The sequence below is a fragment of the Streptomyces sp. NPDC096079 genome (assembly GCF_040303145.1).
Classification (GTDB): Bacteria; Actinomycetota; Actinomycetes; order Streptomycetales; family Streptomycetaceae; genus Streptomyces.
This window is the reverse complement of record NZ_JBEOST010000002.1, coordinates 265,135-280,541: the sequence shown is the minus strand read 5'-3', so window position 1 is coordinate 280,541 and position 15,407 is coordinate 265,135. Positions and strand designations below refer to the sequence as shown.

The 15,407-nt window shown below is 74.4% G+C and carries 11 protein-coding genes; 5 read left to right on the top strand and 6 right to left on the bottom strand.

The window, feature by feature from the left end; all coding sequences use genetic code 11:
* Nucleotides 1–4: 4 nt before the first annotated feature.
* On the top strand, nt 5–1,408 hold the full coding sequence (locus ABTY59_RS05215; protein ID WP_352017543.1) for an FHA domain-containing protein: 1,404 nt from the start codon (nt 5–7) through the stop codon (nt 1,406–1,408).
* Nucleotides 1,409–1,412: 4 nt separating this feature from the next.
* Here ABTY59_RS05215 and ABTY59_RS05210 read toward each other — a convergent pair whose 3' ends face one another.
* Nucleotides 1,413–2,384 carry a methyltransferase domain-containing protein gene (locus ABTY59_RS05210; RefSeq protein ID WP_352017542.1) on the bottom strand — a complete coding sequence of 324 codons (972 nt, stop codon included), beginning with the start codon at nt 2,382–2,384 and terminating at the stop codon, nt 1,413–1,415.
* A gap of 97 nt (nt 2,385–2,481) precedes the next feature.
* On the opposite strand from ABTY59_RS05210, the gene ABTY59_RS05205 reads away from it, so the two are divergent.
* The 4 genes from ABTY59_RS05205 (at nt 2,482) to ABTY59_RS05190 (ending at nt 10,231) form a co-directional block, all read left to right on the top strand.
* Nucleotides 2,482–2,886: a globin gene (locus ABTY59_RS05205; protein WP_352017541.1), complete on the top strand. Its 405-nt coding sequence runs from the start codon at nt 2,482–2,484 to the stop codon at nt 2,884–2,886.
* 171 nt (nt 2,887–3,057) lie between these two features.
* On the top strand, nt 3,058–6,399 hold the full coding sequence (locus ABTY59_RS05200; RefSeq protein WP_352017540.1) for an FtsX-like permease family protein: 3,342 nt from the start codon (nt 3,058–3,060) through the stop codon (nt 6,397–6,399).
* Between the two features lie 41 nt (nt 6,400–6,440).
* Nucleotides 6,441–9,275, top strand: coding sequence for an FtsX-like permease family protein (locus tag ABTY59_RS05195; RefSeq protein WP_352017539.1), 2,835 nt, complete (start codon nt 6,441–6,443; stop codon nt 9,273–9,275).
* Nucleotides 9,272–10,231, top strand: coding sequence for an ABC transporter ATP-binding protein (locus tag ABTY59_RS05190; RefSeq protein ID WP_352017538.1), 960 nt, complete (start codon nt 9,272–9,274; stop codon nt 10,229–10,231). Before ABTY59_RS05195 ends, ABTY59_RS05190 begins: the two co-directional genes overlap by 4 nt.
* 19 nt (nt 10,232–10,250) lie before the next feature.
* On the opposite strand, the gene ABTY59_RS05185 is transcribed toward ABTY59_RS05190, so the two are convergent.
* The 5 genes from ABTY59_RS05185 to ABTY59_RS05165 all read right to left on the bottom strand — a co-directional run bounded on the left by ABTY59_RS05185 (nt 10,251) and on the right by ABTY59_RS05165 (nt 15,247).
* Entirely contained in the window at nt 10,251–10,709 is a 459-nt protein-coding gene (locus tag ABTY59_RS05185) for a GNAT family N-acetyltransferase (protein WP_352017537.1), read from the bottom strand.
* The gene (locus ABTY59_RS05180) at nt 10,706–11,368 is read right to left on the bottom strand and encodes a DUF8010 domain-containing protein (protein ID WP_352017536.1); all 663 of its coding nucleotides are present in this window, start codon (nt 11,366–11,368) and stop codon (nt 10,706–10,708) included. The genes ABTY59_RS05185 and ABTY59_RS05180 overlap by 4 nt, the downstream gene beginning before the upstream one ends.
* Nucleotides 11,365–11,790: an acyl-CoA thioesterase gene (locus ABTY59_RS05175; protein ID WP_352017535.1), complete on the bottom strand. Its 426-nt coding sequence runs from the start codon at nt 11,788–11,790 to the stop codon at nt 11,365–11,367. The genes ABTY59_RS05180 and ABTY59_RS05175 overlap by 4 nt, the downstream gene beginning before the upstream one ends.
* A 5-nt stretch (nt 11,791–11,795) precedes the next feature.
* Nucleotides 11,796–13,460 carry an energy-dependent translational throttle protein EttA gene (ettA, locus tag ABTY59_RS05170; RefSeq protein WP_352017534.1) on the bottom strand — a complete coding sequence of 555 codons (1,665 nt, stop codon included), beginning with the start codon at nt 13,458–13,460 and terminating at the stop codon, nt 11,796–11,798.
* A gap of 353 nt (nt 13,461–13,813) precedes the next feature.
* Nucleotides 13,814–15,247 carry an LAETG motif-containing sortase-dependent surface protein gene (locus tag ABTY59_RS05165; RefSeq protein ID WP_352017533.1) on the bottom strand — a complete coding sequence of 478 codons (1,434 nt, stop codon included), beginning with the start codon at nt 15,245–15,247 and terminating at the stop codon, nt 13,814–13,816.
* Between the last annotated feature and the right edge of the window lie 160 nt (nt 15,248–15,407).

Sequence of the window (15,407 nt, the reverse complement as noted above, 5' to 3'; positions counted from 1 at the left end):
CGACATGCCGACCTGCCCGAACGGACACCAGTCGGTCTCCGACGACTGGTGCGAGGTCTGCGGCCATCGCATGGCCGGGGCGGGTGCGCCGACGGGTGCCGTACCGCCGCCTCCCCCGCCGCCGCCCCCCGCGTACGGATATCCCGGTCCCGGCCAGGCCCCGATGGGCCCGCCGCCGGGCGGCCCCGGTGCCCCCCAGGGCGCTCCGGGCGGCTTCGGCCCGGGTGCGCCCGGCGCCCCCGCGGCTCCCGGCGGCTTCGGCCCCGGCGGCGACCCGAACGCCACGGCCCAGGCGGAGCTGTGCCCGCAGTGCCGTACGCCGCGCGAGCCCATGGCGCCGTTCTGCGAGGAGTGCCGCTGGAACTTCCTCACGAACACGGCCACCTCCTACACGCCGCTGGCCCCGCCTGGCGCGCCGCAGCAGCAGCCCGGGCCGCCGCCCGGACTGAACCTGCCGCCGGGCTTCCAGTCCCCGCCGCCCGCGCCGCCGCAGCAGCAGCCCCCGCAGCAGCCGGACCCGTTCGGCTACCAGGGCTCGCGGCCCTCGCAGGTGAACCGGCCGGCCGAGCCGCTGGGCGCCGAGCCCACGCACCACCAGGCCCCGCCGCAGCGCCCGTCGGCGCAGCAGCCGCCGGCGCCGCCCGCGTACCTCCAGGCTCCGGCCCAGGCACCGGCGCCGCCCGCGCCGCCGCAGCCGCGCGCGGACGACGACTGGGTCCTGTCCCCGCCGTCGCAGCACCAGCCGCCGCAGCACCAGGGCCCCCTGGCGCCTCCGCAGCACCAGGGACCGCCCGCGCCGCCGCAGCACCAGGCGCCTCAGGGTCCGCCCCATCAGGCGCCGCATCACCAGGCACCGCATCACCAGGCACCGCATCACCAAGCGCCGCATCACCAGGCGCCCCCGCCGCCTCCGCAGCAGCACCAGCCGCCGCAGCCGCCTCCGCACCAGGGGGCCCCGCAGCAGTTCCAGCCGCCGCAGCCGCCTCCGCAGCCGCAGCAGCCCCTGAGCTGGACCGCGGTCATCGGTCCCGACCGCGAGTACTTCATGGCGATGATGCAGCGCAGCGGTCCGGAGGCCACGGGCCTGAACCTGCCCGCGTACTCGCCGGACAAGCACGTGCCGCTCCAGGGCAACCAGATCTCCATCGGCCGCCGCCGGCACTCCACCGGCGAGTCCCCCGACATCGACCTGTCGGTGCCGCCGGAGGATCCGGGCGTCTCGCACCAGCACGCCGTGCTCGTGCAGCAGCCGGACGGCTCGTGGGCGGTGGTGGACCAGAACTCCACCAACGGCACCACGGTCAACGGCGGCGAGGAGCCGATCCAGCCCTACGTCCCCGTCCAGCTCCAGGACGGCGACCGGGTGCACGTCGGCGCCTGGACGACGATCACCATCCGGGTCTCCTGACCCGTCAGACGGTTCCCGGCAGGGGCCAGGCATAGGGCCCCGCGGGATCGTCCAGCCAGGCCCACTGCCGGTCGCCGCTGACCGTCACCCCGAAGCGCTCCCGCTCCGGCCGCCCCTCGCGCAGCCAGAGCGAGAGCGCTTCGCGTCGGTCGAGGGCCCCGCCGACGAGCCCCCACAGGAAGAGGAAGCGCTCGTCACCGGCCGGGCCGTGCGCCGGGGCCCCCGGCCCCGGCTCCTGCGCGGCGACGCCCCGGAGCGCCACGAAGTACGCCGAGGTCGCGAGGAACCGTCCCTCCGCGTGCGCGGCGTCACGCACCCGCAGCAGGATCAGCCCGGTGGAGAGCGGGGCGAGGACCAGGGCGCCGGTCCTGCACTGGGCGAGCCAGGAGGACGGGACGGAGGGCACCTCGCAGGTCGCCACGATCCGGTCGTACGGGGCGTGCTCGGGGCAGCCCCGGGCGCCGTCGGCGGCGAGCACCGCGGGCCGGTACCCGCAGGCGGCGAGATGGGTGCGGGCGGACTCGGCGATCTCCTCGTCCAGGTCGACGGTGGTGACGTGCTCCTCGCCGAGCCGGTGGCAGAGCAGGGCCGCGTGGTAGCCGCTGCCCGCGCCGATCTCCAGGACGTCGTGCCCGTCGCGGACGTCCAGGGCGTCGAGCATCAGCGCCATCAGGGACGGCTGGCTGGCGGAGGAGACCAGGTCCCCGTCCCGTACCCGGGTGGCGATCGCCGTGTCCGCGTACGCCCCGCGCAGCCAGCGGTGCCGCCGCCCCGGCTCGGGGTCGCCGGCCCAGAGCCGCTCGTAGCCGCCGGGCGCGGAGACGTAGTAGTACGGGACGAAGAGATGGCGCGGCACCTCGGCGAAGGCCGCGTGCCAGGCGGGATCGGCCAGCAGCCCGTCGGCCTCGACCTCCCGCACGAGCGCGCGCCGCTCCCGCGCGCCGGCCTCGGCGAACTCGTCCCGCAGCGCACCCATGCCCCCACTCTCCCGCCCGCGACGGCCGCGGGCGAGCGCCCGTACGAGCGGTCCTAAGCCTCCGGTCCTCGGTCGGGGCATCTGAGACGATGGAACGGTGAACGAGATTCCCGGGGAAACAGTGCAGGAGCAGACCTTCTACGAGCAGGTCGGCGGCGAGGACACGTTCCGCCGCCTGGTCCACCGCTTCTACGAGGGCGTCGCGGCGGACCCGCTGCTGCGCCCGATGTACCCCGAGGAGGACCTCGGGCCGGCCGAGGAGCGCCTCGCCCTCTTCCTGATGCAGTACTGGGGCGGCCCCCGCACCTACAGCGACCACCGCGGCCACCCCCGCCTGCGGATGCGCCACGCCCCGTTCACCGTGGACCAGGCCGCCCACGACGCCTGGCTGCGTCACATGCGGGACGCCGTGGACTCGCTCGGCCTCGCGCCCGAGCACGAGAGCGAGCTGTGGCGCTATCTGACGTACGCGGCGGCGTCCATGGTGAACACGGCCGGCTAGCGGTCTCCCCCTCCGCCAGGACTCGCCAGGACCCTCCACGGACGGAAACGTTCCGGACACGGAACGCCGAATAACGGTCACGATCGCATCAAGGTCCGTAGGGAAGCGGTTACCAGCGACACATGCCCTCTGAAAGCATCCGAGGAAACTTCAGCGGGTCCAGGGGGATGGGTGACGGGGTTCGTATTTCTGCGCGTCAGGGCGCACCGGCTGCTGCTGGCCGCGGCACTGCTCGCCGTGCTCCTGACGACCTCGGTGCTGGCCACCCTCGCCGCCTTCTCCGGTGCGATCGGGGACGCCGCGCTCCAGGCCGGACTGCGGGGCCGGTCCGCGGCCGCCGCCTCGCTGCTCGTGAGCGGCCAGGTGCCCGACGCGAAGCGGGCGAGCGCCGAGGCCGCCGTCGAGGACGGCATGCGGAAGACCTTCGACGGGCTGCCGGTGACCGTGCGGCGGCTCGAACACTCGGGGCCGTACGCCCTGCCCCGCACCCTCCAGCCGCCCGCCGCCCGTGAGGGCGACCCCGACCTGACGCAGTTCGCCGCGCTCGACCGCGCGAAGCTCAGCCTCGTCAAGGGCGCCTGGCCCTCGGCCGCCAGGGCCGGGGGCATCGTCGAGGCGGCGCTGCCCGAGGAGGCCGCCCGGCGGCTCAAGGTCGGCCCCGGCACCGTGCTCGACCTCACCGACCGCCTGGAGAACAGGAAGCTGCGGGCCCGGATCACCGGTGTCTACCGGCCCGTCGACACCGCCGACCTGTACTGGCGGCTCGACCCGGCGGGCGGGCGCGGCGTGCGGACCGTGGCGTTCACGACGTACGGCCCGCTGCACGTCGACCCGGCCGTCCTCGCCTCCGGGGCGCTGAGCGCCGGCGACACCTCCTGGCTCGGCTCCGCCGACTTCACCGGCTTCACCACGGACCGGATGGACGCCCTGCGCGCCACGGCGACCGAGGCCCCGAAGAAGCTGGCCGAGTCCACGGACGCCTTCGGCACGACGATCTCCGCGTCGACCGCGCTCCCGACCGTCCTCGACCAGACCCAGCGGGCGCTGCTCGTCTCCCGCTCCACCCTCCTGATCGTCGCCGTCCAGCTGGTGCTGCTCGCCGCGTACGCCCTGCTGCTCGTCGCCCGGCTGCTCAGCACCGAGCGCGCCGGCGAGACGGCCCTGCTGCGGGCCCGCGGCGGCTCCCGCCGCCGGATCGCCGGGCTCGCCGCAGCCGAGGCCCTGCTGCTCGCCCTGCCCGCCGCGCTCGCCGCCCCGCTGCTCTCCGGGCCGCTGACCCGGCTCTTCGCCGAGCGGTCCGCGCTCTCCGAGCTCGGCGTGCACCTCGACACCTCGCCCTCGCTCCCGGTGTGGCTGGTCGCCGCCGTCGTCGCCCTGTGCTGCGCGGCGGCCGTCGTGGCCCCCGCGCTCGCCGCCGGGGACGGCTCCGTCGTCTCGCTGCGCAAGGCCCGCTCGGCGTCCCTGCCGGCACCGGTGCGGGCCGGGGCCGACCTCGGGCTCCTGGCCGTCGCCGCCGTCGCCTACTGGCAGCTCCAGCGTCCGGCCGCCGCGGGCGGCACCCTCGGCGCGGACGCGCCCGGCGGCGGCTCCGTCGACCCGGTGCTCGTCGCCGCTCCCGCCCTCGCCCTGCTCGCCGGGACCGTCCTGACGCTGCGTCTGCTGCCGCCCGCCGCCAAGCTGGCCGAGCGGCGCGCGGCGGGCGGCCGCGGGCTCTCCGCCGCCCTCGCCGGCTGGCAGTTCAGCCGCCGGCCGCTGCGCGGCGCCGGACCCGTCCTCCTCCTCGTCCTCGCCGTGGCCATGGGCATGCTCGCCATCGGTCAGAGCGGCTCGTGGGAGCGCTCGCAGAGCGACCAGGCCGACTTCCGCGTCGGCACGGACGTCCGCGTCCTCGGCGCGGGCCCCGGAGAGCCGACGCAGACCGAACGCCTCGCCTCCGTGCCGGGCGTGCGGGCCGTCGCGCCCGTGCACCGGACCTCCCTGGACGTGTCCGGGAAGAACGCCACCGTCCTCGCCGTCGACACCCGCCACGCGGGCGGGCTGCTGCTCCGCTCCGACCTCTCCGGCGTCCCGGCCCCGGCCCTGCTCGCCCCCCTGACCCCCAAGGCCGTCGCCCACACCGGTCTCGGGCTGCCCGCCGGCACCCGCGCGTTCTCCGCCGACCTCCGCACGACCGCGCCCCCCGGCACCCCGGACGCCCGGGTCGGCGCCGTCCTGCTGGACCCGAGCGGCGTCCCGTACCGGCGCGACCTGGGAACGCTGCCCGCCGACGGCCGCACGCACCGGCTGACCCTCGACCTGACCGACGAGACCGCCGTCCCCGACGCCGACGGCGGCCGCGGCACCGGCGGCCTGCTCACCCTCACCGGACTCGAACTCACCGGCACGGTCGCCGACGGCGCGGACGCCGACGAGACGCTGCACGTGGAGCGGCTCGACACCGTCGGGGCCGACGGCACCGCCACGGCCCACGCGCCCGACCGGGTCCTCGGGTCCTGGGCCTCCGCCTTCGAGCAGTCCGACGGCCCCGGCGGCAACGCCCTCGCCCGCGCCGGGTCCCCCGGTCCGGGCGGGCGACCCGCCCCGTACTCCTTCGTCTTCCCCCTCGTGGGCGCGAAGAACGGCGCGGCGGAGATCCCGGAGTTCACCCTGCGGCTGACCGCCCCCGCCCCCTCGGCTCCCCGCAAGCTCACCGCCGTCGCCACCGAGACCTTCATGCAGGCGACCGGAGCCGAGCGCGGCGACCTGATCCAGGTCGGCATCGCCGGCCGGCAGATCGACGTCACCGTCGACCAGGTCGTCGAGGAACTGCCGACCACCGGTCCCGGCGCCGTCACCGACACCGCCGCCTCCGCCACCACCCCCGAGGACGGCGGCGCGGTCCTCCTCGACCTGGCCTCGGTCAACCGGTTCCTGGCGGCCGACTCCGACGGGCTCGCGACCCTGCCGCCCACCGAGTGGTGGCTGACCACCGCCCCCGGCCGCACGGACGAGGTCGCCGCCGCCCTCCGCGCCCGCGCCGACACCGACCCCACCCAGGTCCTCGTACGGGACGAGGTCGCCGACGAGCTCCTCGGCGACCCGCTCGGCGCCGGCCCCAACGCCGCCCTGATGGCGGTCGCCGCGGCCGCCGCCGCGCTCGCCGCCGTCGGCTTCGCGGTCGGCTCGGCCGGCGCGATGCGGGAACGGGCCGCCGAGTTCGGCGTCCTGCGGGCCCTCGGCACGCCGCGCCGCAAGCTGGCCCGGCTGGTCGCCGCCGAACAGGGACTCCTCATCGGCATCGGCCTGCTCGTCGGCATCGGCCTCGGCACCGTCCTCGCCCGCGCCGTCGTCCCGCTCGTCGTCCTCACCGGCCAGGCCGCCCGCCCCGTCCCGCCGGTCCTCGTCGAACTGCCCCTCGGCCACGTCGCCCTGCTGCTCGCCGGCGTCGCCGCCCTGCCGCTGGCCATCGTCGCCATGATCGCCCTGCGCCGCGCCGACCCCGCCGTGACCCTGCGCCACCAGGGGGACAACTGATGCCGCCGACGGCCCCTGACGAGGACAGGGAGAGCACCGACATGCACGCCGTACGCAGGAAGGCCCCCGCCATGCCCCGGTCCCGGTCCGACAAGCCCGCCCGCGCGGTGGCGCCCTGGGTGCGGACCCGGCTGCGGACCGCGCCCTGGGCCGCCGCCTCGCTCGCCCTGCTCGTCCTGGTCACCGCGTACCTCGCGGCCGCGCTGCCGCGCGCCGTCGACCGGTACGAGACGGAGGGCCTGCGGCACGACATCCGCAACGCCGCCCCGCGCAACGCCGTCCTCGAACTGACCACCCCGGTCCCCCTCGGCGACGACATCGCGGCCACCCTGGCCCCCCGCGTCCTCCAGGGACAGCGCGACGACGCCCGGAGCCTGCTGCCCGCACCGATCCGCACCGACCCGCGGCAGAGCGTCCACGGCGTCCGCACGTTCAAGCGCGTCACGGGCGAGGACCCCTGGCTGCCCCGGCCCGACGGGATCTCCCCCGAGTTCGTCCTCTCCTCGCCGTCCGACCTCACCGAGCACGCCGCACTCCGCGCGGGCCGCCTCGCCGCGGGCACGGCCGACGCCCCCGAGGCCGTCGTCACCACCAAGACCGCCGCGTCGCTGCACCTGAAGCCCGGCTCCGTCGTGCACGTGCCCCACAAGGGCGGCGCGGCACCCGTCGCCGTGACCGTCACCGGCGTCGTGGAGCCCCGCGCCCTCACCTCCCCGTACTGGGCCGTCGAACCGCTGCTCGGCACCCCCGCGCTCGCCCCGGTGGTCGGCGAGGACGTGAAGTACTACTGGCAGGCCGCCCTGCTCCTGTCCCCCGACTCCGCGCCCGCCGTGCTCTCCACCACGAACGACGTCGAGGTGTTCTTCCGGTTCATGCCGACGGCCGACCACCTCACCGGCCGGGACACCGAACGGCTCGGCGCCGCCCTCGACTCCGCCACCGGCGGCCCCGACCTCGTCAAGCTCCGCAAGGCCGTCGGCGGCAACGCCGCCCTCGCCACCGAACTCGACTCGATCGTCGACTCGTACCGCTCGATGCGCGAGGCGATCAACCCGGTCACGGCCGTCGCCGTCTTCGGGATCGGCACCGTCGCCGCGGTCGTCCTGGCGATGACCGGCGGCCTCTTCGTCGCCCGCCGCGACAGCGAACTCGCGCTGCTCCGCTCCCGCGGCGGCTCCCTCACCGGCATCGGCCTGCGCCTGCTCGGCGAGACCTCGGCCGTCGCCGTCCCCGCCGCCGCGCTCGCCCTCGGCCTCGCGGTCCTCACCGTCCGCCCGCCCGGCGGCGGATCCGGCGGCATCCCGCTCGCCCCCTCCGTCCTCGCCGCCGCGGCCGTCGCCCTGATCGCGACGCTCGTCCTGCCCGCACGGGCCGTCGTCGCCCACCGGCGCCCGCGCCTGCACGGCGGACGCGACGACCTGCTCACCGCGCGGCCCTCCCGCCGCCGCACCGTCGCCGAACTCACCCTGCTGGTCCTCGCCGTGGGCGCCGTCGCCTCGCTGCGGCTGCGCGGCACCGGCGACACCGGCGACCACCTGGTGAGCGCGGCGCCCGTGCTCGTCGGCCTCATCGCCGCCTCCCTGCTCGTACGGATCTACCCGCTGCCGCTGCGCTGGCTGACCCGCCCCGCCCGCCGGCTGCGCGGCGTCGTCGGGCCGCTGGCCCTGGCACGCGCCGGACGCACCTCTTCCTCCGGCACCCTCCCGCTGCTCGCCCTCGTGCTCGCGCTGACCACGGCGGCCTTCGGCGGATCCGTCCTCGCGGGCGTCGCCGACGCCCGCGACCGTGCGGCGCTGCTGGCGACCGGCGCGGACGCCCGTATCGGCGGCTCCGTCGAATGGACCCCGCTGCCCGCCGGGCTCACCGAGTCGGTGCGCGGGCTGAAGGGCGTACGGGACGTGGCGGCGGTGCAGATCGAGTACGGGGTCTCCCTGCCGTCCTACCAGGGCACCTCCGCCCAGCCGATGAGCGCGCCGATCGTGGGCGTCGACCCCGCCTCGTACACCCGGCTCGCCGGCCGGACCGGCTTCGGTCCCTTCCCCGCCGGGCTGCTCGCCCCGACGGGGCGCGGCGGCGAGGACGCCGTGGCGGACACCGGGCGCGTGCTGCCCGCGATCGCCTCCCCGGCCGTCGCCGAACGCCTCGGCAGCGCCCCCCAGGAGATCGTCTCCGCCGCCGGCGTCTTCAAGGTGAAGGTGGTCGCCGTCCGGTCCACCACCCCCGCCCTCGACGACGCGGACTTCCTCCTCGTCAACGCGGCCGACCTCACCCACCGGGCCGACACCACGCTGCTCGTCTCCGGACCGGTGGACGGCGCCGCGCTGCGCGCCGCCGTGACCGCGCGGTCGGGCGAGGCGAAGGCCGGCGCCCTCGCCGTCGAGCTGCGGAGCGAGGAGCGCGCCACGTACGTCGACTCGCCGCTCCAGTCCGGCGCCGAACGGATCTACCTCGGCGCGATCGGCGCGGGCGCCGCCTTCGCCGTGGTGGCCGTGCTGCTCTCGCTGCTGCAGAGCGCGCCCGAACGGAACACCTTCCTCGCACGGCTGCGGACCATGGGGCTCACCCGGAAGCAGTCGCGGCGGCTCCTCGGCCTGGAGGCCCTGCCGCAGGCGGTCCTCGCGGCGCTCGGCGGCATGCTGGTCGGCTGGGCGACGGTGCCGCTGCTCGCCCCCGGCATCGACCTGTTCCGGCTCGCGCTCGCGACGACACCCGGCTTCGCCCCGCTGGACAGCGCCCCGCTGCGGGCCGACCCGTGGTCGCTGGTGCTGCCCGCGCTCGCCGTCGTCGTCCTGACGGGGCTCGCGGCGGTCGGACAGGCCTGGTGGGCGGGGCGCAGGGGCTCGATCAAGGAACTCAGGGCAGGAGACGCACGATGACGAAGACCGACACGGCCCCGTCCGACACGACCCTGGAGGAGCTGGAGCGGCGGGCCACCGCCCGCCGCGACCGGCCCTCGTACGGTCATGACGCGCTCATCGCCTGCGACCGGCTCGTCCGCATCTTCACCACGGACGGCGTGGAGGTGCAGGCGCTCCAGGGACTCGACCTCCTCGTGAAGGAGGGCGAGCTGATGGCCCTGGTCGGCGCCTCGGGCTCCGGCAAGTCCACGCTGATGAACATCCTGGCGGGCCTGGACGTGCCGACGGCCGGCGCCGCCCGGGTCGCCGGCTGCGACCTGCTCGCCATGGACGGCAAGGCGCGGCTGCGCTACCGCCGCGAGGTCGTCGGCTTCGTCTGGCAGCAGACCGCCCGGAACCTCCTGCCGTATCTGACGGCCGCCCAGAACGTGGCGCTGCCCATGCAGTTGCGGGGCCGCTCGAAGCAGAGGGCGGAGCGGGCCGAGGAACTGCTCGCCATGCTGGGCATCTCGGAGATCCGGGACCGGCGTCCGCACCAGCTCTCCGGCGGCCAGCAGCAGCGCGTGGCCATCGCGGTCGCCCTCGCCAACAACCCGGCGGTGCTCCTCGCCGACGAGCCGACCGGCGAGCTGGACTCGGCCACCGGCGAGCAGGTCTTCGCGGCCTTCCGCCGCGCCAACGAGGAGCTGGGCACGACCATCGTGATCGTCACCCACGACCAGGCGGTCGCCTCCGAGGTGCGCCGCACGGTCGCCATCCGCGACGGCCGCACCTCCTCGGAGGTCCTGCGCCGCACCGAGGTGGACGAGCAGGGCCGGGAGTCCCTGGTGGCGCGGGAGTACGCGATGCTCGACCGCGCGGGCCGGCTCCAGCTCCCGGCGGAGTACACCCAGGCCCTGGGCATGGAGCACCGGGTGGCGCTCGAACTGGAGCAGGACCACATCGGGGTCTGGCCGGACGACGCGGAGGGCTGAGCGGCCTCCCGGCGGAGCGTCAGCGGGCGGGCGGGGCGCCCGGGGCGGCGGCGTCCGGGTCGACGCTCGCCGGGGCCGCGCTCGCCGGGTCGTCGAGGGCGATGAGACCGGCCGACGTGGGCCGGAAGCCGCACCGCTCGTGGAAGGCAGTCAGGTGCGGCTCGTAGTCCACGTGCAGCCAGTGCGCGCCGCGCTCACGCGCGGCCCCGGCGGCGGCCCGCACGAGGGTGACGCCGAGGCCCCGGCGGCGCTCGTCGGGGTGGACGGTGGTGTCGAGGAGGAAGGCGTGCACGCCGCCGTCCCCGACGACGTTCACATACCCGACGAGCCGACCCGCCCGGCGGGCGGTGACCCGGAGCAGGCTGCGGGCGAGGACGGGACCGAAGTCGGTGTCCCGGTGCCCGGGCCAGGCGGCGCGGAAGAGGACGTTGAGCTCGTCCCCCGTGACGAGCCCGTCGACCGTGACGTCGAGGGTCATCGGGGGGCGACGCCCAGGGAGATCGACGATCCGGTGCGCAGCGCGACGGAACCGTACGGGGTGCGCAGCCGCAGCCACGGTCCGGAGGCGAACAGCGCGGCCGGCGCCTCCACCGGCGGCAGGAAGCCCAGCGACTGCGCGGCGTGCACGGCGCGCAGCGGCAGCCCGGTGGTGCCGAGCGTCCGGGACCAGATCTCGCGGCCGATGGCGTCCCGCTCGGCCCGGGTGCGCCGCTCCTCGGGCAGTCCCTCGTCCCGCGTACGGAACTCGGTGACGGCCGCCGCGACGGCGCCCCGCATCCCGGCGACGTCAGGAAGGCCGGGGACCGGCTCCCAGCCGCCGCGCGGCGGGAGCACACCGGCCCACGGCGGGCCGGTGACGGCGCCGGGGACGACGGCCTTGCCCGCGGACTCCTCGATGCCGTCGAGGAGTTCACCGGCGGAGACGGTGACGTCCAGGTCCACGGCGTCGACGAGGCGGGCCGTACGGATCGCGAGCACCTCGAAGGACGGCGGCCGTCCGAAGACGGCCAGCGCCCCGCCGCCGGCCTGGAGGCGGACGGCGGCGGCCCGGTCGTAGTGGACGAGCCGGGTGAGGAAGGCGGCGAGGGCCGCCGCCTCCCTGGCGTCGGCGAAGTGCAGCGGAGCGAGCACGGTCATGCGGCCGACGACATCCCGTCGTCGACGTACTCCTGGAGGAACGCGCGCTCCTCCTCGGTGATCCGCCGCGGCCGCTGCGCCTCCAGGTCGAAGGGCACGACGACCGTGGACGCCCGGACGTACACGACGTCGGCGTCCTTGACCTCGTACGCGATCGTCAGCGACGCCGCGCCTATCTTCGTCACCCACGACTCGATGGTCACCGGCTCGTGCCGGTGGACCAGCGGTCGCTTGTAGTCGATCTCGTGCCGGGCCACGACGGACCCGCCGGAGAACGAGGGGGAACCGTCCCCCGGCGCCAGCCGGAACATGAAGTCGATCCGCGCCTCTTCCAGGTACCGCAGGAAGACGACGTTGTTGACGTGCCCGAAGGCGTCCATGTCCGACCAGCGCAGGGGACAGCTGTAGATGTGCCTGGTCACTGACCTCAGCCTCGGGTCAGCTTCTTGTAGGTGGCGCGGTGCGGACGGGCCGCGTCCGGGCCGAGGCGCTCGATCTTGTTCTTCTCGTACGACTCGAAGTTGCCCTCGAACCAGAACCACTTCGACTCGCCCTCGTAGGCGAGGATGTGGGTGGCCACCCGGTCCAGGAACCAGCGGTCGTGGGAGATGACCACGGCCGCACCCGGGAACTCCAGGAGCGCGTTCTCCAGGGAGGACAGGGTCTCGACGTCGAGGTCGTTGGTCGGCTCGTCGAGGAGCAGCAGGTTGCCGCCCTGCTTCAGGGTGAGCGCGAGGTTCAGACGGTTGCGCTCACCGCCGGAGAGCACGCCGGCCGGCTTCTGCTGGTCCGGGCCCTTGAAGCCGAACGCGGAGACGTAGGCGCGGGAGGGCATCTCGACGTGGCCGACGTTGATGTAGTCCAGCTCGTCGGAGACGACGGCCCACAGCGTCTTCTTCGGGTCGATGTTGGCGCGGCTCTGGTCGACGTACGAGATCTTGACGGTCTCGCCGACCTTGACGGAGCCGGAGTCCGGGGTCTCCAGACCCTGGAGCATCTTGAAGAGCGTGGTCTTGCCGGCGCCGTTCGGGCCGATGACGCCGACGATGCCGTTGCGCGGCAGCGTGAAGGACAGGTCGTCGATCAGGACCTTGTCGCCGAAGGCCTTCGACAGGTTCTCGACCTCGACGACGATGGAGCCCAGACGCGGGCCCGGCGGGATCTGGATCTCCTCGAAGTCCAGCTTCCGCATCTTGTCGGCCTCGGCCGCCATCTCCTCGTAGCGGGCGAGACGGGCCTTGGACTTGGCCTGACGGCCCTTGGCGTTGGACCGCACCCACTCGAGCTCTTCCCGGAGCCGCTTGGCGCGCTTGGCGTCCTTCTGGCCCTCGACCTTGAGGCGCTCGGACTTCTTCGTCAGGTAGGTCGAGTAGTTGCCCTCGTAGGGGTGGGCGCGACCGCGGTCGAGCTCCAGGATCCACTCGGCGACGTTGTCGAGGAAGTACCGGTCGTGGGTGATGGCCACGACGGTGCCCTTGTACTGGGCGAGGTGCTGCTCCAGCCAGTTCACCGACTCGGCGTCGAGGTGGTTGGTGGGCTCGTCGAGGAGCAGCAGGTCGGGGGCCTCAAGCAGGAGCTTGCAGAGCGCCACGCGGCGCTTCTCGCCACCGGAGAGGTTGTTGACGGGCCAGTCGCCGGGCGGGCAGCCGAGGGCGTCCATGGCCTGCTCCAGCTGGGCGTCGAGGTCCCAGGCGTTGGAGTGGTCCAGGTCGTCCTGGAGCTTGCCCATCTCCTCCATGAGCTCGTCGGTGTAGTTGGTCGCCATCTCTTCGGCGATCGCGTTGAACCGGTTGAGCTTGCCCTTGATCTCGGCGACGCCGTCCTCGACGTTCTCCAGGACGGTCTTGGTCTCGTCGAGCTTGGGCTCCTGCATGAGGATGCCGACGGAGAACCCGGGCGACAGGAAGGCGTCACCGTTGGACGGCTGCTCCAGGCCGGCCATGATCTTCAGAACGGTGGACTTACCGGCACCGTTCGGGCCGACCACACCGATCTTCGCGCCCGGCAGGAAGCTCAGCGTCACGTCATCGAGGATGACCTTGTCGCCGTGCGCCTTGCGCGCCTTGCGCATCGTGTAGATGTACTCAGCCAAGAGAAACCGTCCGGCAAAGAGTGAGTGGGCAGATACACCCCATCTTGCCTGACCGCCACCCTCAGGCGGAAACCGGTAAGGCCCCGCGCGGGGGCGTGGAGGGGCTCGGTGGGGGCCCGGAGGGGCTTGGCGGGGGCCTGGTACGGGCCCGCGCGAGCTCTCCGAGGTGGAAATGGTGCCCGTTTCGGGGCGTGGACGTGCGACGACCCCGGACGCGGATGCGGTCCGGGGTCGTGCGGGGGTCATGAGGTGGGGCGCGTGTGACGCGGATCACTCCGCGGGGTCAGCGGCTCACTCCATGGGGCCGGGCCTCGACCCGGGTGCCGGGCAGGGCCCGGCACCCGGGGGTCGGCTCACTGGCCGGCGGTCTTCTTCTTGCGGAGGAAGAACACCGCGCCGCCACCGACCACGACGAGCGCGGCGGCGATGCCGGCGATCATCGGGGTGGCGTTGGAGCTGCCGGTCTCGGCGAGGTCGCCGCCACCGGTCGTGGTGCTGCCGGTCGAGCCGCCCGTGGTGTCACCGGTGGTGCCGCCGGTGGTCGACGGGGTGGACGGCGTGGCCGACGGGGTCGTGGAGGGGGTCTCCGACGGCTTCGGGCCCGGGGTGGCGGTCTTGCAGTCCAGGACGCCCTCGAAGGTCTCCGAGAAGTCGTTCGGACCGGTGATCGTGAACTTGTACGCCTCGTCCTCGGCGAGCGGGACCGTGATGGTCTTCGTCTCACCGGCGGCGACCGTGTACGAGGTGCCCTTCAGGTCGAAGGTCCAGGCCTCGTCTCCCTTGTTGGAGGCGATGACCTCCAGGCCGCCCTTGGCGCAGTCCTTGGCGACCGTGACGGCCGGGACGGCACCCTTCTTCGCCCAGGAGGCGGAGACCTTGGCGTTGACGGTGGAGTCGCTGGAACCGGCCAGGATCAGGGTCTGGGACTTGCCGTCGATGGAGACGAAGGCGCGGCCCAGCGAGACCTTGGTGGTGGCCTCGGCGGTCAGCTCGGCGGTGCCGTCGGCGGTGCCGGCCGGGACGTCGAAGTAGACCTCGTCGCCGTTCTTGGCGTCGGTGACGGGCTTGCCGTCCTTGTCGACGATCTTGACGCCGGCGGGGGCGCCCGCGGCGGTCTGGAGCTTGGCCTTCTCGGCGTTGGTGGTGACGGTGATCGGGCCGAGCTTCTCGCCGGCCTTGCCCGCCACGGTGGCCGGGGAGAGGCCGAGGGAGGCCTTGGGCTCCTCGAGCTTCACGGCCTCCTTGAGGAGGTACTCGGTCAGCTTCTCCGCGTCGGAGCTCTTCGGCGTCGCCTTGACGTCGTCCGAGAGGGTCCAGATCGCGGCCTGGGTGCCGGCGGCGGCCTCCTTCTTGGAGAGGTCCACGCCGAGCTTCGCGCCGAGGGCCTCGGCCGAGTTCTTCGGGTAGGCGTTCTCCAGGATCCAGAGGATCTTGCCCGCGTCCGCGTTGTTGTGCAGGGAGGACTCGTCCCAGCCGACCTCCTTGTAGGTGTAGTCGCGCTTGGCCCCCGTGCGGAGGTCGATGCAGTAGGTCTGGAGCGTGCCGCCGCCCTCGACCTGCATCGTGAAGAGACCACCGGAGACCGACCAGCTCTCGCCGTCCTTCTCCTTGATGACGACGCCGTCGGCCTCGGTGAGGCCGCCGAGCTTCGCCGTGACACCGCCGGCGCCGGCGCCGTCATCGGCCAGCGCCGGACCCGCGGTGGCTATCGCACCGGCGGCGACCAGGCCGGAGACCAGGATCGTGGCGGCCGCACGGGCAACGCCACGCCCACGAACTGAAAACATTGGATTCCCCTCCGGGCGAGTCGCTCCGCGAACATGGTCGATTCGCGTGGGGGGAGCGCACGCCAGCAGACTCACAGACTCGATGGGCTCACGTGCCACATGAGTACCCGGGAATCCTAGGGACGCGGAACCCCCGGGTGCCCTGCCATACGGTCAGATA